The 21,944-nt window shown below is 63.4% G+C and carries 16 protein-coding genes, 1 tRNA gene and 1 riboswitch; of the genes, 4 read left to right on the top strand and 13 right to left on the bottom strand.

What is annotated here, in order from left to right; all coding sequences use genetic code 11:
- Positions 1–91 precede the first annotated feature (91 nt).
- From LFT43_RS11885 to LFT43_RS11900, 4 genes are all read left to right on the top strand, one after another.
- Positions 92–748, top strand: coding sequence for a hypothetical protein (locus tag LFT43_RS11885; RefSeq protein WP_395797023.1), 657 nt, complete (start codon positions 92–94; stop codon positions 746–748).
- The gene (locus tag LFT43_RS11890) at positions 745–2,349 is read left to right on the top strand and encodes a DNA polymerase Y family protein (protein WP_395797025.1); all 1,605 of its coding nucleotides are present in this window, start codon (positions 745–747) and stop codon (positions 2,347–2,349) included. Before LFT43_RS11885 ends, LFT43_RS11890 begins: the two co-directional genes overlap by 4 nt.
- A 39-nt stretch (positions 2,350–2,388) precedes the next feature.
- A complete protein-coding gene (locus LFT43_RS11895) occupies positions 2,389–5,820 on the top strand; it encodes an error-prone DNA polymerase (protein ID WP_395797027.1) in 3,432 nt (1,143 codons plus the stop codon).
- 134 nt (positions 5,821–5,954) lie between these two features.
- Positions 5,955–7,316 (top strand): cation:dicarboxylate symporter family transporter, encoded by a 1,362-nt coding sequence (locus LFT43_RS11900; protein WP_395797029.1) that lies wholly within the window; start codon positions 5,955–5,957, stop codon positions 7,314–7,316.
- A 180-nt stretch (positions 7,317–7,496) separates the two neighbouring features.
- Here the strand turns inward: LFT43_RS11900 and glgP are convergent, their stop codons facing one another.
- From glgP to thiD, 13 genes are all read right to left on the bottom strand, one after another.
- On the bottom strand, positions 7,497–10,103 hold the full coding sequence (glgP, locus tag LFT43_RS11905; RefSeq protein ID WP_395797031.1) for an alpha-glucan family phosphorylase: 2,607 nt from the start codon (positions 10,101–10,103) through the stop codon (positions 7,497–7,499).
- A gap of 624 nt (positions 10,104–10,727) precedes the next feature.
- Complete coding sequence (locus LFT43_RS11910) at positions 10,728–11,744, bottom strand: LacI family DNA-binding transcriptional regulator (RefSeq protein ID WP_395797034.1); 1,017 nt, start codon at positions 11,742–11,744, stop codon at positions 10,728–10,730.
- Between the two features lie 317 nt (positions 11,745–12,061).
- Positions 12,062–12,134: transfer RNA gene (locus tag LFT43_RS11915), tRNA-Ala, on the bottom strand.
- A gap of 142 nt (positions 12,135–12,276) precedes the next feature.
- A complete protein-coding gene (rsfS, locus tag LFT43_RS11920) occupies positions 12,277–12,675 on the bottom strand; it encodes a ribosome silencing factor (RefSeq protein ID WP_265979969.1) in 399 nt (132 codons plus the stop codon).
- 66 nt (positions 12,676–12,741) lie between these two features.
- The gene (locus LFT43_RS11925) at positions 12,742–13,986 is read right to left on the bottom strand and encodes a hypothetical protein (RefSeq protein ID WP_395797036.1); all 1,245 of its coding nucleotides are present in this window, start codon (positions 13,984–13,986) and stop codon (positions 12,742–12,744) included.
- A 7-nt stretch (positions 13,987–13,993) separates the two neighbouring features.
- Complete coding sequence (gene nadD, locus LFT43_RS11930) at positions 13,994–14,614, bottom strand: nicotinate-nucleotide adenylyltransferase (RefSeq protein ID WP_268021408.1); 621 nt, start codon at positions 14,612–14,614, stop codon at positions 13,994–13,996.
- A gap of 55 nt (positions 14,615–14,669) precedes the next feature.
- Positions 14,670–14,909, bottom strand: coding sequence for a hypothetical protein (locus tag LFT43_RS11935; protein WP_395797039.1), 240 nt, complete (start codon positions 14,907–14,909; stop codon positions 14,670–14,672).
- Positions 14,910–14,988: 79 nt separating this feature from the next.
- On the bottom strand, positions 14,989–16,359 hold the full coding sequence (locus LFT43_RS11940) for a glutamate-5-semialdehyde dehydrogenase (RefSeq protein WP_395797041.1): 1,371 nt from the start codon (positions 16,357–16,359) through the stop codon (positions 14,989–14,991).
- The gene (proB, locus tag LFT43_RS11945; RefSeq protein ID WP_395797043.1) at positions 16,356–17,546 is read right to left on the bottom strand and encodes a glutamate 5-kinase; all 1,191 of its coding nucleotides are present in this window, start codon (positions 17,544–17,546) and stop codon (positions 16,356–16,358) included. The genes LFT43_RS11940 and proB overlap by 4 nt, the downstream gene beginning before the upstream one ends.
- A complete protein-coding gene (gene obgE / locus LFT43_RS11950) occupies positions 17,536–19,125 on the bottom strand; it encodes a GTPase ObgE (protein ID WP_395797045.1) in 1,590 nt (529 codons plus the stop codon). Before obgE ends, proB begins: the two co-directional genes overlap by 11 nt.
- Positions 19,126–19,269: 144 nt before the next feature.
- Positions 19,270–19,533, bottom strand: coding sequence for a 50S ribosomal protein L27 (gene rpmA, locus LFT43_RS11955; protein ID WP_003803426.1), 264 nt, complete (start codon positions 19,531–19,533; stop codon positions 19,270–19,272).
- 60 nt (positions 19,534–19,593) lie between these two features.
- Positions 19,594–19,902 (bottom strand): 50S ribosomal protein L21, encoded by a 309-nt coding sequence (gene rplU, locus LFT43_RS11960; protein ID WP_028267456.1) that lies wholly within the window; start codon positions 19,900–19,902, stop codon positions 19,594–19,596.
- A gap of 420 nt (positions 19,903–20,322) precedes the next feature.
- The gene (thiD, locus tag LFT43_RS11965; protein ID WP_395797048.1) at positions 20,323–21,843 is read right to left on the bottom strand and encodes a bifunctional hydroxymethylpyrimidine kinase/phosphomethylpyrimidine kinase; all 1,521 of its coding nucleotides are present in this window, start codon (positions 21,841–21,843) and stop codon (positions 20,323–20,325) included.
- Positions 21,835–21,931: riboswitch (TPP riboswitch) on the bottom strand. It overlaps the preceding gene by 9 nt.
- Positions 21,932–21,944: the final 13 nt, after the last annotated feature.

The following is a 21,944-nucleotide window of genomic DNA, read 5'->3' on the forward strand; positions in this document are numbered from 1 at the left end:
CTGTAATGGTGCCCAACTGCTCACAGTCCAAGCGTTCGGGGTGGGATCCTGAGCAATTGACTCATTCGAATATATGTTCGAAAATTGAAGCATGTCTTCTCGCCTGACTTCCGCCTCGCCAGCTTTGCCGCGCGATGACTTGCAGGCGAAAATCCACCTTATGCAGGGCAAGCGCGGCAGCGAACGCTCCCTGCCCGTACTCCCCTCACTCAGCCGGCTTCTACCGGGCGGGCTTCGCCCGGGTGCGGCGTATTCCGTACAGGGATCCACGTCACTGGCAATGGCCTTGTTGGCTGGCCCCTCACGCAATGGCTCGTGGTGCGGAGTGGCAGGGCTTCCTGACTTCGGGATCGAGGCGGCAGCAGGTTTCGGCATTGCGCTTGATCGGCTGGTGCTGGTGCCTGACCCGGGGGCTAGCTGGACGCCGGTGATCGCCGCCATGGCGGACGTACTCTCGGTGGTGCTTGCATGCGCCCCGGAAAGGGTCGCACCGGCGGAGGCTGCCCGCTTGGGAGCCAGGCTCCGCGAGCGGAGTTCCGTCCTGATTGTCCTGGGACCATGGCCACAGAGTGAAGCCGTCTTGCAGGTGAATGGATACGAGTGGGCCGGGCTCGGGCAGGGCCATGGACATTTCGCCAAGCAGGAGCTTGAGCTCGAAGTGGCACTCCGGGGCAGTTCCCGCAGGGCATCCGTCGATCTTGCGGACAGCGGTCCGGTAGATCTGTCCAGCCATCGGATTGGAGCATGATGCTGGTACAGGTTGAAACACCGGTACGCGCGCTGGTGACATGGTTCCCGGATTGGCCACTTGTCGCCGCCCGCTTGGCAGATGCCCTGCCCCCGGACGTACCGGCGGCAGTCATCGGCCATGGGGTGATAGCTGCCTGCTCCGCGGAAGCACGGGCAGAAGGAGTCGTCCGGGGCTTGCGGCTGCGGGAAGCCCAGACCCGTTGTACCGGCTTGGTGGTATGCGCCGTTGATCCGGTGCGGGATGCAGGGGAATTCGAACCTGTGCTTTCGTCGCTCGAGGAACGGACTCCTGGTGTGGAAGTACTCCGCCCCGGCCTATGCGCTATCCGGGCCCGGGGCGCCGCCAGATACTACGGCGGTGAGGAAGCGGCCGCTGGCGCTGTACTTGAATCGGCCGACCGCCTCGGAGTGGAAGCCAGGGTGGGGATCGCCGACTCCGTGTTTGCCGCCGAACAGGCAGCCCGGAGCACCAGTGAGCTCTCCCCCCTTCTTGTGCTGCAGCCAGGCTTATCCCGGGATTTCCTAAGTCCATTTCCAGTGGAGGTACTGGGACAGCCGAAGCTGGCTTCCTTGCTCAAACGCCTTGGCATTCTCACTTTGGGGAGTTTCGCGAACCTTCCCGTTGCAGATGTCCGTGCCCGTTTCGGTGCTGCGGGAATCACTGCGCATGCTTTGGCAAGCGGCCAGGATCCTCGCAGGGTGATCCCCCGCACGCCCCCACGGAAACTGGATCAACGGGCGGAGTTCGAACCAGGCCTGGACCGGGTTGACCAACTCGCGTTCCAACTCCGTGCCACTGCCGACACCTTCGTGGCCGGACTCCAGACGGAAGGGTTGGTTTGTACGGAGCTAAGGGTTCTGATCACTGACGAAGCAGGGAGCCGCTCCGAACGTACGTGGGGACACCCCCGCCATTTCACACCCAGCGACGTCGTGGACAGGGTGCGTTGGCAACTTCAGTCGCAGCCCCCCGTAGCCAACAACGGAATGCCCGACGGCGGCACAACCGGCGCCGGGCTATCCTCACCGGTCATCGGGGTGGAGTTCGTCCCCGTCCGGGTGGATTCCATCGCCCATCATGGGCGCGCTCTCTTCGGGGATGGAGCCGAGGAGCAGATCCACCACGGACTCAGCCGCATCCAAAGCATGCTGGGGCATGAAGCCGTAGTAGTGCCTGCGATCTCGGGAGGTCGGTTGTTGGCCGAGCGGCGTCGTTTGGTTCCTTGGGGGGATGCATTGCCCCCGGGAACGGCCGCCTTGGCCTCCAGGCCGTGGCCTGGCAGGATTCCAGACCCGCAGCCCGCCACGGTGTTCGCTTCCCTCATCCCGGTCCTGCTGCTTGATGCAAACAAGGAAAAGGTCCGTACAGACCATCGCGGCGGATTGCTTGCCCCACCAATGTGGTTCTGCCCCGGCGGAGACCCTGCACGACGACGACTCGTGGCTCAGTGGGCCGGCCCCTGGCCGCTAAGACAGAGATGGTGGGACGCCGACCACCGCCTTGAAGCGGACCGGTTCCAGCTTGTGGACGGCAACGGAGAGGCCTGGCTCCTTCTCCTGGACGAGCAAAACTGGTGGGCAGAGGCCCGCTACGACTGAACAGCCGAGTAGGACACCAACTTTAGGCAGGAAGACAAAGTGGCTTGGAACAACCCGTCAATCCCCTGGTCGGAGTTCGAACGCACGCTGTCAGACCGGCGTCGGCCGGACACCCACAAGACCAAAGGGGACGGCGGTGACAGCCCCGCCTGGTCAAGGAAACGCGGGCCTTACCGTCCGGTCCCCCTCGATCCCGCAAGGACCGCATCGCAAGCGGGTGCCGCCGTCGTGCCTTATGCCGAACTGCACGCCCATTCGCATTACAGTTTCCTGGACGGCGCCTCCTCACCCGAGAAATTGGTTGAGGAAGCAGTCCGGCTAGGCCTCCATGCCCTCGCGCTGACCGATCATGACGGCTTCTACGGGATCGTGCGAATGGCGGAAGCCGCCGAAGCCTACGAACTGAAGACAGTGTTCGGCGCTGAGCTGTCACTAGGACTCAGCAAACCCCAGCAGGGCGAAGCCGATCCTGAAGGTGACCATTTGCTCGTCCTGGCACGCAAGGAAGAGGGCTACCACCGGCTGGCAGGAGCGATGACCACCGCACATCTGGCTGCTGATGCGGAAAAGGGCCGCCCCATCTACGATCTCGACACCCTGGCGCACGCCCTCAAAGACCATTGCATGGTGCTGACCGGATGTCGCAAAGGCTCAGTCCGGAGAGCCCTTCTCAGCGATGGCGAGCATGCCGCTGCACGGGAAGTGGATGCGTTGATCGAAAGATTCGGACGAGGAAATGTGGTTGTGGAGCTCTTCGACCACGGGAACCCCCTCGACAGCAGCCATAACGACGCCCTCGTCCGTATTGCCGAGCGTGCGGGCATACCTTTCATCGCCAGCAACGCCGTGCATTATGCGGCTCCGGAGGGATACCCGCTGGCCACAGCCATGGCAGCTGTCCGGGCACGCCGCAGCCTGGAGGAACTGGACGGGTGGTTACCCGCAAACAGTGGTGCCCATCTACGGAGCGGTTCCGAAATGGCGACGAGGTTCGCCCGCTACCCCGGCGCGGTGGAACGGACTGTCGAGATCGCTGACCAGCTTGCGTTCCAGTTACGGGCCGCCCGTCCGAAGCTCCCGAAGCTCGATGTTCCTGCAGGGCACAGTCTTATCACTTGGCTCCGGCACCTTGTCGACGAAGGTATCAGGGAAAAGTACCCGGATGCCGGCCAACGGGTCCATAGCCGGATCGAGCAGGAACTCGCAGTGATCGAGGCGAAAAACTTCCCCGGATATTTCCTGATTGTGTACGACATCGTGCAGTTTGCCCGCTCCCGAGGGATCCTCTGCCAAGGCAGGGGATCCGCGGCGAACTCTGCCGTCTGCTACGCGCTGGGGATCACCGCCGTCGACAGTATTTTCTACAACCTTCCGTTCGAGCGTTTCCTCTCCAGCCTCCGCGAGGAAGAACCGGACATCGACGTCGATTTCGACTCGGACCGGCGCGAAGAAGTCATCCAATACGTCTACGGCAAATACGGACGGTTCAACGCAGCCCAGGTAGCGAACGTCATCAGCTACCGCCCGAAGAACGCTGTCCGCGACATAGCCAAGGCGCTCGGCTATAGCCAGGGCCAGCAGGACGCTTGGTCTAAACGGCTCGATCATTGGGGCGATCTCAGCGAGGGCAAGACCAATAACATCCCCGCCCCGGTCCTGGAGCTTGCTGACCAGATACTGGGCTTCCCCCGCCATCTGGGCATCCATTCCGGCGGAATGGTCCTCACCGAGCGGCCCGTTGGCGAGGTGGTTCCCATCGAGCGTGCCCGGATGGAAAACCGCACGGTTCTGCAATGGGACAAGGACGATTGCGAATGGATGGGCCTGGTCAAATTCGACCTTCTCGGCCTGGGCATGCTTGCCGCCCTGCAGTACTCCTTTGATTTAATCGACAAGCATTTCGGCGAGCGCTGGACCATCGAGGGTATTCCGCGGGAAGAACAGGCTGTCTACGACATGCTCTGCCGGGCCGACTCGATCGGGGTTTTCCAGGTGGAATCACGGGCCCAGATCAGCACTCTGCCACGTCTGAAGCCGAGGAGATTCTACGATCTGGTGGTGGAGATCGCGCTGATCCGCCCGGGTCCCGTCCAGGGTGGCGCCGTCCACCCGTACATCCGACGCCGTGCAGGCAAGGAAGACATCACGTATCTTCATCCGCTGTTGGAGCCGGTCCTTGAACGGACATTGGGTGTCCCTTTGTTCCAGGAGCAGCTCATGCAGATGGCAGTTGCCGTGGGTGGCTGCACTGCCGAGGATGCGGATCTGCTCCGTCGAGCCATGGGCTCCAAACGGGGGCGGGAGAAGATCGAGTCTCTTGAGGCCAAACTCTATGCGGGGATGGCTGCCAACGGGATCAGCAAGGACGACGCCGACGCCATCTATGCCAAGATCCAGGCCTTTGCGAACTTCGGCTTCGCGGAATCCCACTCCTTGAGCTTCGCGGTATTGGTCTACGCAAGCTCGTGGCTGAAGCTGCACTATCCTGGCGCATTCCTCGCGGCCCTGCTCCGGGCACAACCCATGGGCTTTTACTCCCCCCAAACCCTCGTGGCGGATGCCCGCAGGCATGGGGTCCATGTGTTGCGCCCGGATGTCCTCCGTTCCCTTGCCGAGGCAACCTTGGAAGTGCTCGACGAAACCGCTGAGACCGAACTGGGCCAGGTGGGCGGCCTGGATTCCTGCCTGGACTTCCACCAGCCGGAGATTGGCCCCTTCCAGCAGGATCATCCACGCGAGGACCACCTGCACCGCCGGGATGGCTCCCATGCAGTGCGGCTAGGGCTCGACGGCGTTACGTCCATCGGGACTGAGGTGGCGAAGCGGATCGTGGCCGAGCGGGAGGAACATGGCCCCTACCGGGGCATGGCGGATCTGTCGCGCCGAGCAAATCTCAGCGCGGACCAACTGGAGGCACTCGCGTCCGCCGGCGCACTCGATTCGCTAGGGATGAACCGCCGCGAAGCACTGTGGCAAGCCGGCGACGCCGCCCTGGAGCGGGAAGGACAGTTGCCGGGGACGCACGTCGCCATCCAGCCGCCATTGCTGCCCGAGCTCTCACCCCAGGAGAATGTCGCCTACGACATGTGGGCGACAGGCATCAGCACCGATGACCACCCGATGCGGCACGCACGCAATGGGCTGGATTCCAGGGGTGTGCTGCGGGTTGACCGGCTCTCCCAGGTCGAGACCGGCACGCGTGTTGAAGTGGCCGGCGTCGTGACCCACCGCCAACGCCCCCAGACCGCGCAAGGGATCACCTTCGTCAATCTGGAGGATGAGAGCGGCATCCTCAACGTCATCTGCAGCGTTGGCCTCTGGAAGAGACACCGCCGCGTGGCCCGGGAATCATCCGCGCTGATCATCCGGGGTTTCCTCGAACGCTCCCCGGAAGGAGTCACCAACCTCGTGGCGGACAAACTGGAAGCCCTGGTCCTGACTGTGAAGTCCAACTCCCGCGATTTCAGGTAGTTGAAACAATCGTTTCACAAATATCGGAATTGAAATCCGTTTGTTTCAGATCGGAAACACTGCTCCTCTACGTTGGCGTGGTCCCCTGAACTTCGGCCGCGGACTTCTGGTTCCGCATGAGGATTGGCTTCGCCATGAAACTCGACATCAACGCTGCACAGGCAACCGCCATCAAGAAACCGCTGTACAAGTCCCTGTTCTTTCAGATCTTTATCGCCGTCGTCGCCGGAATCCTGATCGGGTATCTCTGGCCGTCTATCGGGGCCGGCCTGCGCCCGCTCGGTGACGGGTTCATCCAGCTCATCAAGATGATCATCGCGCCGCTGATCTTCCTGGTGATCGTCACCGGCATCGCGGCCGTCGGCGATGTCAAGGCCGTAGGCCGCGTGGGCGTCAAGGCCCTCTTGTACTTCACCGGCGCCACGTTGTTTGCCCTGGCCTTCGGCCTCGTGGTCGCCAATATCGTCCAGCCCGGTGCCGGGCTGAACATCGACCCGAACACGCTGAGCCAGGACGCCCTGAAGGCAAAGACCAGCGCCGCGCCGCCCGGCGACGCCGGACAATTCATCCTGGGCATCATCCCGACAAGTGTGATCGGCGCATTCGCCAGCAACAACCTCCTGCAGGTCCTGTGTTTTTCGGTCTTCTTTGGCTCCGCAATCGTGGTGATCGGCAAGGACCGCTGCGCTCCTGTCATGCAACTCCTGGACACCACCCTGGACGTCTTCTTCAAAATCATGGGCTGGGTCATGCGGCTGGCCCCGATCGGCGCCTTGGGTGCCATGGCGTTCATCATTGGCCAATACGGACTGGGCACTCTTGGCACGTATGCCCTGCTCATCGCCGCCTGTTACGGTGCCGCGATCGTGTTCATTGCCCTGCTGTTCCTGATCGCCTGGGGCCTGGTCCGCGTACCGCTGTGGCAGTTCATCAAGTACACCCGCGAGGAATTCCTCCTCGCCCTGGGCACCGCCTCCACGGAATCGGTTCTGCCTCGGATCATGACCAAGTTGACTGACGCTGGCTGCTCCCGTTCCACCGCCGGACTGGTCATCCCCACCGGATACTCCTTCAACCTGGACGGCGCGGCCATCTACCTGTCGATCTCGCTGTTGTTCCTCGCCCAGGCCTTCGGCCACCACCTGGACCTCGGGCAGCAGCTGGCGGCCCTGGGCATCCTGATGCTCACCTCAAAGGGCATGGCAGGAGTGCCGGGGTCGGCCTTCCTGGCACTCTCCGCCACGGCGGGCGCCTTGGGGATCTTCCCCGTGGCCGGCGTCGCGCTCCTGCTGGGAGCCGATCGCCTCATGGACTCCATGCGCGTCGTCGTGAACCTGCTCGGCAACTGTGTGGCGACTTTCGTCGTCGCCAAATGGGAAGGACAGTTCGACCGCGAAGCCATGCTCCGTGCCTTCAACGGAGAGAAGCCCGCAACCGAAGGCGGCCCGGCCAACGCGGGGAACATCGCTGTGCTCGCCGCAGGGACCCGCGGCTAGGGCCGTGTCAGCGCCCCAGGCCAGAATCGGAACCGTCCAGGGATGCCTAGCCGTCGGTGATTTCAACGAGTCGCCATTCGGAAGTGATTGGTGTTGACATTGGGCAGCCCCAAGCGCGGCGAGGATCCTCCGAATGGATAGCATCCCCGCCGCTTTGACAAGCAGCGGGGATGCCCATTCTCAGGCGTTGACGATCAGACCCAGTTCGGCCTTCGAGGCCAGGGATGGATGCTTCGGGAACACGCGGACGGTGTAGCCGAAGGATCCGGAGCGGTTGATCAGGATGGGGCCGGTGAACAGGTGGCGCCCGTTGCCGAGGTCCTCCGTTTCGGTCAACTCGACCAGTGCAACGTCCTCGAGCGTGTCTCCGTCCTGGGCCCGGCCATAGGCCACTTCGACTGACACGTCCTCGGGGGTCAAGTCGTGGAGCGCGATGTAGGCGTTGACCTGCAGGGTGTCGCCGATGTGTGGTTCTTCGGTGACGCCGACGGAATCGACGTGTTCCACGATCAGCTGGGGCCAGGCGCTGCGGATCTTGGTTGTCCAGGCCGCGAGTTCCTTCGCTTCCTTGAAGGAGGCCGTTCCCGCCTGCCTGCCCGCGACAGCGGCCGGACAATAGAGCATGCTGACGTAGTCCTGGAGCATGCGTTCTGCCGAGACCGCGGGGCCGAGGTGGGCCAAGGTGTGCTTGATCATGGAGACCCAGTGCGTCGGGACGGTCTCCGGGCTGGACTGGGAGGGACCCGCGGCGCCGGCATCCGCGGAGACCGTGGAACCGTAGAAGCGCGGGGCCACCTGGGTTTCCAGGAGCTCGTAGAGGGCGGCGGCCTCGATGTCGTCGCGTTCGGAAGGGGACGCGTCGTTGTTGGCGGTGGGGATCGCCCAGCCGTTCTCGCCGTCGTACATCTCGTCCCACCAGCCGTCCAGGACGGACAGGTTCAGGGAACCGTTGATGGCCGCCTTCATGCCCGAGGTCCCGCAGGCCTCCAGGGGCCGGAGCGGGTTGTTCAGCCACACGTCGCAGCCCGGGAACAGGGTGCGGGCCATGGCGATGTCGTAGTTGGGCAGGAACACGATCCGGTGCCGCACGGCGGGGTCGTCGGTGAACTTCACCAGGTCCTGGATCATCTTCTTGCCGGCGTCATCCGCCGGGTGGGACTTGCCGGCGATGACCAGCTGGATGGGGTGCTTGGGGTGCAGCAGCAGCGCCTTGAGGCGGGCGGGATCGCGGAGCATGAGGGTGAGCCGCTTGTAGGTCGGCACGCGCCGGGCGAAGCCGATCGTCAGGACGTCCGGGTCCAGCACGGTGTCGGTCCAGCCCAGTTCCGCATCCGCGGCGCCGCGCTTCTTCCACGAAGCCCTCAGGCGCGTCCGTACGTCCTCCACCAAAGCGGAGCGCAGCTCACGCCGCAGAGCCCAGAGCTCCGCGTCACTCACGTCGTAGATCTTGTCCCAACCGGTGGCATCCACATCGGTGCTGCCAAAGTACTTTGCAGCCAGCCTGCTCATCTTCGGGTCGATCCACGTGGGCACGTGCACGCCGTTGGTGACCGAGGTGATGGGGATTTCGGAGTGGTCAAAGCCGGGCCACAGCCCGGAGAACATCTCGCGGGACACCACCCCGTGCAGCTTGGCCACGCCATTGGCCCGCTGCGCCAGGCGCAGGCCCATGACGGCCATGTTGAACACCGCCGGGTTGCCGCCGTCGTAGTTCTCACGGCCCAGTTCCAGGACCTTGTCCACCGGAACATCCGGCGCCAGGCCGGCTTCGAAAAAGTGCCTGATCTGCACGGCCTCGAAGCGATCGATCCCGGCAGGCACGGGCGTGTGCGTGGTGAACACCGTGGACGCACGCCCCGCGGCCAGGGCCTCGGACCACGTCAGCGGGGCCTCCGAGGACATGAGCTCCTGGATCCGTTCGATGCCCAGGAAACCGGCATGGCCCTCGTTGGTGTGGAACACCTCCGGAGCCGGGGTGCCCGTCAGGCGCTGGTAGACGCGCAGCGCCTTCACCCCGCCCATGCCCAGCAGCAGCTCCTGCTGCAGCCGGTGGTCCCCGCCCCCGCCGTAGAGACGGTCCGTGATCCCGCGCGCCGCGTCATCGTTGGCCGGAACGTTCGAATCCAGCAGCAGGAGCGGAACGCGCCCGACGTCGGCACGCCACACATGCGCCCGCAGCTTGCGGTCACCGGGCAGCGGCAGCGTGATCAGAACCGGCGTGCCGTCTTCCTCGCGCAGCAGGGTCAGCGGCAGTCCGTCAGGGTCCAGCACCGGATACGTTTCCTGCTGCCACGCGTCCCGCGAAAGGGACTGCTTGAAATAACCGGCCTGGTAGAGCAGACCGACGCCGATCAGCGGCACACCCAGGTCCGAAGCGGCCTTCAAATGGTCCCCGGCCAGGATCCCCAGGCCCCCGGAATACTGCGGAAGCACCTCGGTGATACCAAACTCAGGGGAGAAGTAGGCGATGCACGCAGGGGCGTCCGGACCCAGGCCCTGGTACCAGCGCGGCTCGCTCAGGTACCGGTCAAGATCCGCAGCCGCATGCTGGACACGCTCAACGACTGCAGCATCCGCCGCGAGCTCGTGCAATTCCTCGCGGCTGACCAGACCCAAAAAGGTCATCGGGTCATGCTTGCTCTGTTCCCAGGCCTCCGTGTTCAGGGCGGAGAACAGCTCACGCGTCGGCAAATGCCACGACCAACGCAGGTTCTTCGCCAACCGTGCCAACGGCGCAATTGCTTCCGGTAGAACCGTCCGGACGGTGAACCGTCGAATAGCCTTCACTTCTTGCCACCTTCGAACGCGGCCAGGGCCGGTTTGGTCAACGTTTCCATGCTGTGTACCTCCAAGAGGTTGTTCTAATCATCGGGGACAGGTTGGGATAGGGATGGGTGCACCGGGTGCTGTCAGGTGAGGAGGCTTCTACGGCTCCCCCTGAGTTGGGCAAGCGCTTACACGCTTGCGGCGGCACCCTTGGCACCATTGGCGCTCCAGCCTTGAAGCTCAGCAGCAGACGGCGGTCTCCAGGTTCCGTCCCCGCGCTATTCCACGGCCCCCACGGTCCAGGAATACGGGGACGCGGTTGCTCATGGACCCGCTGCAAGAGCCTGGGAATTCCCTTTCCGGGCTGCCTGCCATGGACTGCATCGTCAACACCCGGGACTGGTACCGAATGATTCCAAGCACGAGTTACTTCCTTCGTCTCTGGGAACACTTATCGGAGACCATCCGCCATGTTGTACCAGGAGGAATCTCATCGCCGTTTCGTCGACGCGCCTTGTCGACGCGGGTCGATGGCTCGACAGTAGTTGGCGGCGTAACGGTGTGTCAAATATCACAATCATGATCGGCGAGACCGCGTAATCATGTGCCGTATTTGTGGGTTGCACCCGAGACCGCGCAAGGGTCTTACGACCGGGTAGTGCGTGCCGCTGCGGTGCTTCCTCGTAAGGTCAGCACCGGCTCAGCAAGCCACTGCAGGGCATCCGCGCCCTCAGCCCTGAGACGAGCGGAAAGAAATTGGGCCGCCTCACGACCCATTGCTCTCGGCTCGGCGGACGCAGTCGTCAGCGCGGGCATGAAGCGCTCCGCGGAGCCGGTACTTGTATTGATCGCGACAATGGATAGAAACTCCGGGACGCGCCAACCATGGTTCGCCGCCGCACCCAGAAGGCCTGCAGTTGCCGCTTCATTGATCATCACGAGTGCCGTTGTTTCCGGAGCGCCTTCGAGAATCTGTTCGAAAACGTCGCGACCACCGGCAAGTGAGCTCGCGGCCGGGAACAGCCGCGCGTTGATGCCGCGCCGTGACGCGGCAGCTGCCACGGCATCCCACGAGCGGACCATCGGCCCGTATCCGGCGTCCAGGGACTCCCGCGAATGCGTCACGAGCCCGATTTCCGTGTGCCCCAGGCCCACCAGATGCGCTACGGCGAGCTCGCCCATGGCTTCGAAATCCGCGTCGACAAATGCAAGGCCGTCGGCATCCGTCGGCCGTCCGATCGAGACGAACGGAACACCAGTTTCGATCAGGATCGGAATCCGCTCGTCGAATGACCTCACTTCCATCAGGAGGATTCCATCCACCAGGCCTTGGGCCACGATCCGGTGCATCTCGCCCAGATCGTCAGGGTCCATTGGCCACAGAAGAAGATGGTATCCGTCCGCGCGCGCTTGCTCCGCCGCGCCTTGGACATACTCGAACTCCGTGGTGTTCATGCCTTGCTCCCCGACCGGGAAGATCAAAGAGACGATGCCGGTCCGCTTCCCGGCCAAACCCTGGGCCAGTAAGTTCGGCGTGTAGCCAAGTTCGGACATCGCCTGAAGGATGCGCTCACGCGTTTCGGGCGCTATCGGACGAACACCGCTGAGGGCATAGGACACAGTACTCCGGGAAACGCCAGCAATCCGTGCGACATCGGCCATGGTTACCAAAGACTATCCCCCTACGTTGTCGGCGGCCGGACGGCGATGGGCCAGCGAATGACCTCGATCCGCCGGACGGCGATGCCCACCCATAGTAAACCGTAATCGGTTGGCAAAGTGGTGCAGTCATGCTGAGCCCACTGTTCCATACACTCATCAGCTATGCGAGTACGCGGTCCCGAGGTTGTCTGGCCTACGACGCGAAAGGCCCAGGACACGAAAAAGGGAACCACCCGCTCAGGTGGTTCCCCTTTCCAAAAAATAAGGCCTTACTCGAAACATGAACCACGTCCGCGTTCCAAGCAAGGCCTCCAGGGTGGAGCTGAGGGGACTCGAACCCCTGACCCCCTGCATGCCATGCAGGTGCGCTACCAGCTGCGCCACAGCCCCATATTCTCGCTGCTTCACGAACCGTGACGTGGCTTGAAAATCTCGTCCAGTTTCAGATTCCGCCGAAGCAACTCAAATATCTTAGAACAGCATTTCCGAAAATTCCAAATCGGGCATATTCAGTTGGTTTACGGCTTGGCGCCTAGGATTCCTCGATGGCTGGGGCCTTCGCCGAGGCGTCGTCACCGAGATCCAGATCCACCACCGGGCAGTCTTTCCACAGGCGTTCCAAGGCGTAGAAGACCCGGTCCTCGGTGTGCTGGACGTGCACCACGATGTCAGCGTAGTCAAGAAGGACCCACCGGCCCTCGGAACGTCCTTCGCGGCGTACAGGACGGAGATCCTGCTTGAGCAGCTCTTCCTCGATGCCGTCAACAATGGCGTTGACTTGGCGTTCCGTCGGAGCGGACGCGATCAGGAAGACGTCGGTCAGGGCCAGACGTTCGCTGACGTCCAAGGCGATGATGTCCTCGGCCAGCTTGTCCGCTGCCGCGCGGGCGGCGTGGCGGGCTAAGAGGACGGATTGTTCATGTGCAGTCACGGGACTCCTTGTATGCGGCTTCGAAGATAGATCGAAGCCTGTTTGGTGGCCTAAAGCCTTTTGTTGTCAGCGGGAAAGTCCGCTGGTGATCATGATGATGCCCGCAATCAGGGCGACGACTCCGATGCCGACGAGCCCAAGGACCAGGAGCCGGGCACGCTGGGCCCGTCCGAGTCCCGCCGTCGCGGCGTCGAGCGGTTCAAGTCCGTAAGCCGAACTTGCCGAGATGGGCGGGTGTTCGGCCGGTTCGGCAAACGCTTCGTCACCTGATGCGGAGTCCGACGCCGGGCGCCGGCCTGCCGCTTTAGCGGCGGCTTCCGCACGCGCCAAGACGCCGGCCCGGCCGCGCAAGTTGCGTGGTTTGCCCGGCGCCGACTGCCCGGACTTCAATTTCGGTGCAGGGGAAGTCACAAGAGGGACAAAGGTGGTGCCGGGAGGCTTCATGACGGGACGATCCAGCCCCGGAACCTTAACGAATTCCAAGGGCGTGACCATGGCGAGGTTGCTGGCAGCAGAAGGCTCAACCCGGTCCTGCGCAGCAGGACGGCTATTCTGTTCAGCAAGCTTCTGCTTGGCCATGGCCCTCTTGTTGAGGATCGCCTCGCGTTCAGCCTGGGCGATTTGTTCTGCCAACACCTCAGGATCGGCAGGCTCAACGTCAGCCCCGGAAACCGCGGGTTCGGCGACCGCGATCTTCTGGACTGCCGATTCCATTGCGGCGATGTGCTCAAGCTTGTTGGACTGGTTGCTCACTTGGGCTGCCAGGAGCTCGCGCGCCATCAAGGCCTGCTCCACGGTCATTTCCGGCGCACCCGGAGGCGGCCCTGCCGTAACCCGGACACCACCGTCAGGCAATGTGCCGATGGGGGTGCCGCCGGGTTGCTGCTTGCCGGAAGCCTGGGCTGGGACGCTGGATGTCCTGGGCCCGGATCCGGGTGCTGCGACGATCGGGATCGCCGAGGTACCGGGGGCAACTTCCTCCTGTAGCTGCTGCAGGCGCAACTGACGGCGTGTAGGGGGACCGCCTCGGGAAAGTTGCTGCTCTTTGTCCGCGAGCTCCTTGATGGCACGGAGGGCAGCACGGTCGCGCGCGCGGGCCTGGGATGAACGTTCCGCTGCCGGCTTCGCATCCACCGGGGCATCGGCTACGCGGCGCACCCGATTGACCGAAGCGCCCCCGGGCGCGTGGCTGGCGTCGTCGGAAGAAGCGCTCTCCGCTGCTTCGGGACTGCCGCCGGTTTGTTCCAGGCGTGCGTCCCGGGCTCGTCGAAGGTCACGCCGGCTACGGATGGGGGGCTGTTCCTGGCTCATTCAAAACTCACTCAGTACGTGCTTGGTGGTCTGATCCGGTCATAGCATGCAGGGGCTCCCCCATGCCGGGTTTGCCCGAGTACAGCTTGTATTTTGCGATGTACTGCACCACGCCGTCGGGCACGAGGTACCAGACCGGATTGCCCGCACCCACGCGCGCGCGGCAATCCGTCGAGGAAATCGCCATGGCAGGCACTTCCAGGAGGCTGACGTCCTCCCTGCCCATGCCATCGAGAACGTGGCCGGGCCTGGTGACACCCACAAAGTGCGCCAAGGACCAGAGCTCGTCGACATCCTTCCAGGACAAGATCTGTGCCAAGGCGTCCGCGCCCGTGATGAAGAACAGATCGGCGTCCGGCCGCTGGGTCCGCAGGTCCCGCAGGGTGTCGATAGTGAACGTGGGACCGGGACGGTCCACATCAACACGGCTTACCGTGAAGTTGGGATTCGAAGCCGTAGCGATGACGGTCATCAAGTAACGATGCTCAGCTTCGCTGACCTGCTTGTTCGACTTCTGCCAGGGCTGGCCGGTGGGCACGAAGACCACCTCGTCCAGCCGAAACTTGGCAGCAACCTCACTGGCAGCAACCAAGTGGCCGTGGTGAATGGGATCGAATGTCCCGCCCATCACGCCCAGGCGAAGCCGGCGCCCCGTTTGTTCGAAGGGTTTTGCGGCGGAAATGTTAGTGACCCAGCCCTGGGTGCTTGGCCGGGTGCTGGCGGTGCGGATCCGAGTGCTCGTCGACCGCGTCGTGACGGTTGCCGAGGTTGGTGTAAGAGACAGCCACAAACATCAGAACCAGCAGGATGCTGAAAATGGACACACCGAAAACCCACGGTTCAGCCCACAGCGGTGCAGGTGCCTCGTGTCCGGTTTCGCCCCCTTGAGCGAGAATGGAAATGGCGATCTGCTGAAACTGCATTTTCTCCCCTAGCGGTTCAAAGGATTTCGACGGCGGATCCTCCCACCGTTCAGGACTTCTGTTCTATGTTACAGCGTTGTTAGCCGCGGATCTGGCCTTCACCCTGCACGATCCACTTGGTGGTGGTCAGTTCCGTGAGGCCCATGGGACCCCGAGCATGCAGCTTCTGCGTGGAGATTCCCACCTCGGCGCCCAAGCCGAGCTCGCCGCCGTCAGTGAAACGCGTGGACGCGTTCACGATGACTGCCGCAGAGTCGATATCGGCGATGAACTTCTCAGCGTTGGCCAAGTTGTTCGTCAGAATGGCTTCCGTGTGGCCGGTGGACCACCTGCGGATGTGGGCGACAGCCTCGTCGAGGCTGTCCACCATGGCAACCGCGAGGTCAAGGTCCATGTATTCCGTAGCCCAATCGACGTCGTCGGCGGGAACTGTATCCACGGCGCCGGACAGCGCTGCTTGGATCCGGGAATCGACGTGGAGAGTTACGCCGGCAGAACGCAGTGCGGCAGCGACTGCCGGCAGCACGGTCGATTTCGAGTGAACCAAGAGCGTCTCCACGGTGTTGCAGACGCTGGGACGCTGGGTCTTGGCGTTGAGCAGGATATCGACGGCCATGTCTTCGCTGGCGGACTCGTCGATGAAGATATGGACATTGCCTTCGCCGGTCTCAATAACGGGCACGGAGGAGTTGTTCACCACAGTCTGGATCAGCTCGCGTCCGCCGCGGGGAATCAGCACGTCTACCCGGCCGCGGGCACGCATGAGCACATTGGCGCCCTCGCGGCCGAACTGGTCAACTGTCTGGACCGCGTCGGCCGGAAGGCCGACGGATTCCAGCGCGTCGCGGAGGATGGTCACCAGGGCCGCGTTGGTGTGGGCCGCGGCCGATCCGCCGCGCAGGATCACGGCGTTGCCGCTCTTCAGTGCAAGTCCGGCGATGTCCACGGTCACGTTGGGGCGGGCCTCGTAGATCGCTGCCACCACGCCCATGGGCACGTTGACCTGGCGCAAGCGCAGCCCGTTGGGAAGAGTCTGGCCGCGGACGACGTTGCCCACGGGATCCGGCAAGCCTGCCAGGTTTTCGAGGGCGGCGACGAGGCCGTCGATGCGAGCGGGAGTCAGGGTCAGGCGGTCCAGCAAGGCAGCGGAGGTTCCGTTGCTGCGTCCCGAGTCAACGTCCGTGGCGTTGGCGGCGAGGATTAGCCCCTGCTGTTCCTTGAGGGCGGCACCGATCGCGTGCAGCGCGCGGTCCTTCCAGGCACGGTTCGCCTGGCCCATGCGCCGCGCGGCCTGCCGTGAGCGGTCCGCAATCGAATGCACGGCAGCTTCGACGCGCTCGGGGGTGGGCGGCACAGCTCCCAGCTCCGGAGTTTCCGGCACCTGGACGGCATTGCCGGAAGTCAGGGCGTCGGTCATCGCGGGAGAATCAGGGGTCAGGGCCTCAGTCATTCTCCAAGTTTAGTGGAGCGGGACGGTTGAACCAGTACGAGGTCGTCAACATGAACTACTACGCGGTCATATCCGCGGCCAAGGTCCTTGGCGAGCTCCTTGGTGGAGCGGCCAAGCATGCGGGGAAGCTCTTCGGAGGAATAGTTCACCAGTCCCCTGGCAATCACGGTGCCCTCGGCGGAGATCATCTCCACAGGATCGCCGGCCTCGAATTCCCCGGTCACTGAGGAAATCCCGGCGGGCAGCAGCGAAGTGTGACGGTCGCGCACGGCTTTGACGGCGCCGTCGTCGAGCACCAAACGGCCCCGAACAGAAGCGAGGTGGGCCAGCCACAAGAGGCGGACGGGCTTGCGGTTGCCGTTGATGGCAAACCACGTTCCTACGTCCTCGCCCGCGAGGGCGGCCGCGGCATTGGCCGTGGACGTCACCAGGGCGTGGATGCCGGAGCCTGCCGCGATCGAAGCCGCCTCCACCTTGGTGCTCATGCCACCGGTACCGACGCCGGCTTTGCCTGCCTTGCCGATTGTTACGCCGACGAGGTCCCGGGGACCGGCCACGAGCGGAATGCGCTTGGCGCCGAGCGACGGCGGACCGTCGTAGAGCGCGTCGACGTCGGAAAGCAGGACCAGCGCGTCAGCCCGGACCAGATGCGCCACCAAGGCGGCGAGCCTGTCGTTGTCACCAAAGCGGATTTCATGCGTGGCAACGGTGTCGTTTTCGTTGACGACGGGCACGACGCCGAGGTTCAGCAGGCGGTCCAGCGCCCGGTAGGCGTTGCTGTGCTGTGTGCGCCGCATCAGATCATCCGCAGTCAGCAGGACCTGGCTGACCGTGACGCCGTGCGCGGCAAAAGCCTGCGAGTAGCGCGCCATCAACAGCCCTTGCCCCACACTGGCCGCGGCCTGCTGCGTGGCAAGGTCCTTGGGACGCTTTGCCAGGCCAAGCGGCGCGAGACCTGCCGCAATTGCGCCGGAAGAGACCAGGATGATCTCCGTCCCTGAATTGCGCTTCTCGGCCAATGCGTGGACGAGTGCCGTCAGTGCTTTCTCCGAGATGCCGCCCTTGATGCTGGTCAGCGAGGACGAACCCACCTTCACCACGATCCGTTTGGCGCCAGCCAAGGCGTGGCGCTCAGCGGCGTCGGCGTCTTCAGTCACTTCAGGGACGCGGGCCGCACTAGTCGTCATTTTCGGCTTCCAGGCCGCTTTCCTTCAGGGGCTTGGGTAGACGACGGCCGCTGACGGACTCAGTCCAGATGCCCGCCTTGCGCTCGGCTTCGAGCTCGGCGCGTGCTGCAGCCTTTGCTTCGCGGCGCTCAAGCTGCTCATCGCGCTTCTGCGAACGGGTGGGACGGTCGCCGATGTCCGCAACACGGATATCCGTGCCTCGAGGCGTCGCCAGGAGTTCGGCGCCAGCCATCATGGTGGGCTCCCAGTCGAAGACGACCCCGTCCTCTTCGCCGATCACCACGGTGTCACCCGGAACGGCACCCATCTTGAACAACTCGTTCTCGATGCCGAGTTTGGCAAGGCGATCGGCAAGGTAGCCAATGGCTTCTTCGTTGGTGAAGTCCGTCTGCTTGACCCAGCGGACCGGCTTCTCCCCCAGCACGCGGAAGAGCGGCTCGAGGTTCTTCTCCTCGCGGCGGATCTTGAATCCGGACTCATTGACGCCACGGGGTCGGAGAACGGGCGTTGGGACCTTGGGAGGCGCAGTGGCAACGGCCTTGCGGGCCGCCATGACAATCTCGCCCATGGCGTAGCTCAGCTGGCGCAGGCCTTCATGGCTCGTGGCGGAGACTTCGAAGACGCGGTAGCCGCGCTGTTCCAGTTCGGGACGGACGAACTCGGCCATGTCCCTACCATCAGGCAGGTCTACTTTGTTCAGGACCACAAGCTTGGGGCGTTCGTTCAGGGGAACCACTTCGCCGTCAACGCCGGCGTAGCTCATGTCCACCGCGTATTTGTCAAGCTCTTGCTCGATGATCGCAAGGTCCGAGAGCGGGTCCCTGTCTGCTTCCAGGGTTCCGCAGTCGAGCACGTGCACCAGGGCGGCACAACGCTCTACGTGGCGCAGGAAGTTGTGGCCCAGGCCCTTACCCTCGCTCGCGCCTTCGATCAGCCCGGGAACATCGGCAATGGTGAACCTGACGTCACCGGCCTGAACCACGCCAAGGTTGGGGATCAGGGTGGTGAACGGGTAGTCGGCGATCTTAGGCCGCGCCGCTGACATCGCTGCGACGAGGCTGGACTTACCCGCGGAGGGGAAGCCAACCAGCGCGATGTCTGCGATGGACTTCAATTCCAGGACGATGTCGCTGGAGTCGCCTTCAGTGCCGAGGAGGGCGAAACCGGGAGCCCTGCGTTTCTGCGACGACAACGAAGAGTTACCGAGGCCGCCCAGGCCGCCGGCAGCGGCGATGAACTCGGTGCCTTCACCTACAAGGTCAGCAAGGACAACGCCGTCCTTCGTCTTGACCACGGTGCCGTCCGGGACGGGGAGCACGAGGGTTTCACCGTTCTTGCCGCCGCGCCAGTCTCCCATGCCGGGGCCACCGTTGGTTGCGTGGCGGTGGGGTGCGTGGTGGTAATCAAGCAAAGTCGTGGTCTGGGCATCAACGCGCAGGATGACGTCGCCACCATTACCGCCGTTGCCGCCGTCGGGTCCGCCGAGGGGCTTGAACTTCTCGCGCTTAACAGAGACACAGCCGTGGCCGCCTGTTCCGCCGGATACGTGAAGTACTACCCGGTCTACGAAGGTCGCCACGTGTTTCTCCTCTATGTGGAAATTACTGCTTGAAGTGCGTGTTGCCGGCTGATGCGCCGCCGCCCGCCCTAGTAAATTCTAGTGCGGTTAAAAAGACAGGTGGAGCGGGCCATACGGCCCGCTCCACCCGTTCAGAACGTGTTATTACTCTGCAGCTGCAGCAGCAACGATGTTCACTACGCGACGGCCACGGCGAGTACCGAACTCAACCGCACCCGCCTGCAGGGCGAACAGGGTGTCGTCGCCACCGCGGCCGACACCGGCGCCCGGGTGGAAGTGGGTGCCACGCTGGCGGACGATGATCTCGCCAGCGGAAACGACCTGGCCACCGAAGCGCTTTACGCCAAGGTACTGGGCGTTGGAGTCACGACCGTTGCGAGTGGAGCTCGCGCCTTTTTTATGTGCCATTTGAAATGCCTGCCTTTAAATTCTGGGGAATCTGTTGAAAACCTGAACAGCAACCAGTGGTTACTTGATACCGGTGATCTTGATCTTGGTCAGTTCTTGACGGTGACCCTGGCGCTTCTTGTAGCCGGTCTTGTTCTTGAACTTCTGGATGACGATCTTCGGACCACGGAGGTCTTCGAGGATCTCAGCCGTAACCTTGACCTTGGCCAGGTCCGCAGCGGCGGACGTGACCTTGTCACCGTCCACCAGGAGCAGTGCGGGCAGCTCAAGAGTGCTGCCGGCTCCACCGGGGACGCGGTTCAGGGTTACGTAGTCTCCAACGGAAACCTTTTCTTGGCGGCCGCCTGCGCGGACAATCGCGTACACCACTTGGGCACTCACTTCTCTCGACGTTTATTACTAAATTTGCGTGCGGAACCCCGACCCGAAAACGGGCCTGGTTCACGCTGTGCCTCAACGCCGTGGACTCCGGTACGGAATCCATGAGTCATCCCTCAAACAGTTCCAAGTGAAAGGCTACTTCCAAATGAAAGGTCTCAAGGGGCAAAACCCAAGTGTTGGCGTAAGCACCGAAGATCTAGATTACGCTAGTTTCGCCTTCGGCTGCAAATGAGGCCAGGCCCGGAGGCTGCCACGTGATGGCTGCCACAGACTGGCTATGCCGCCGTCCGGTACCGTGCCCGTCTACCTTACCCTGCCAGCCGGGAAAAGTGCGGATCGTTGGTCCGACACGCTGCGGCTCCCGCCGAAACGGCCTGACCATCCAACTTTCCCGCGTCAGAAACAGGCTCAACCATGCACCCGTGGAGCGTCAAAGAACGCGGTTTCGTAGCGGCAGGACTGGGAGAATGCTTCAATCATCGCCGCCCGCTCCCCAGGGGAAGCTGCCTGCGCGGCAGCATCTGTGATGTCGATCGCTTTGCGGGTAGCCTCGGCAAACGCCTCGTCCGCATAGGTGCGCAGCCAGTCCGCATAAGGGTGTTCCCCCGGGGCTTCCGCCTGAAGATAGCCATGATGGAGCTGCTGTCCCACCTCGGCGTACAACCAGTAGCAAGGCAGGATGGCAGCCAGCAACACGGCATAGGTGCCCGAGGCAGATGCCGCCAACAAGTGGTCCACATAGGCTTTGGTGACGGGGCCCGGTTCTCCGCTTGCCTGGCGTCCGCTGAGCCAGTTCCGATGCAGCAAGGACTCGACTTCAAGGCACATCTGAGAGCCGCGGGCCCAGAAGAGCTGTTCGGTTTCGCTCGGAGCCAAGGCGCTTGCCCGCGCCAGAACCCGCGAATAGCCGTTGAGATACATGGCATCCTGGGCAAGGTAGTAGGTGAACTGTTCTTCACCAAGCGCGCCGGACTGCAGTTCCCTGATGAAGTCCAGTCCGTAGATCGCTTCGAGTTCCGATTGGGCGGCGTCCCACATCCGGGCCGCGAAAACACCCGGTTGGAGGGCGTGCTGGTGCGCGTGGAAGTGGTGGATCGGTCCGTTGCCTTTCCCCACTTTCAGCACCTCGGACTGGGTTAGCGCCTCCTGGAGCCAAGGCTTGACAACGCGCAGTGCTGACTCCCAGTCGCCAAGCCGCGCCTTGGCTGTCGCCATCGCCGAGGACAGGGAACAGCCCGTGCCATGGCTGTTGCGGGTCTCCACCCGCTGGCCAGCGAACTCGACGACGTCCTGGCTCAGGAGTCCCACGGTGTTCACTAGTGCATCCGGGCAGTCGGCTCCCCGTAGATGGCCGCCCTTCACCAAAACGGTGTTTCCGCAGGCGGCAGCCAAGCGTTTGCCCTGCTCCAAGGCATATGCCCAGTCAGTGGCCTCGGGTTCGCCAAGGAGCATGGCCAATTCGGGAAGGTTGGGGGTCACCAAGTCGGCGAGGGGCAGGAGTTCCCGCAGCGCGGTTTCAGCAGACTCCGCCAAGAGCCGGTCGCCGCTCGTGGCGACCATCACCGGGTCCAAAACCACGACGGCGGGGCGCGCCTCAAGGAGCCAGCGGCGGACCTCGTGGATGACAGTCGCGTCACCGAGCATACCGATTTTGACGGCATCAACCGTGATGTCGTCGCTAATGGCATCCAACTGCTGGCGCAAGAACGCCACGGGAGGCACATGGACGGCAGTGACTCCCTGGGTGTTCTGTACGGTGAGCGCCGTGATGACGGCCATGCCGTAGCCGCCGTTGGCCGCAATGCTCTTCAGATCGGCTTGGATCCCGGCACCGCCCGAAGGATCCGAGCCGGCAATGCTGAGGACCCTGGGGATCGGCGGCTGAATGGCCTTGAGAGGGTAGACAGCTGATTGAGCTGAAACAGTCATACGAGACATCCCTTCGCCGGTGCTAACCGGACAGGTTCAACGGGTTTGGTCTCAGCCGGCTTGGTGCGCGGCACCCCGTGTCAGTCCCTTAGCTTAACCCG

Source organism: Arthrobacter sp. FW306-04-A (genome assembly GCF_044358315.1).
In the GTDB taxonomy this organism is placed as follows: domain Bacteria; phylum Actinomycetota; class Actinomycetes; order Actinomycetales; family Micrococcaceae; genus Arthrobacter.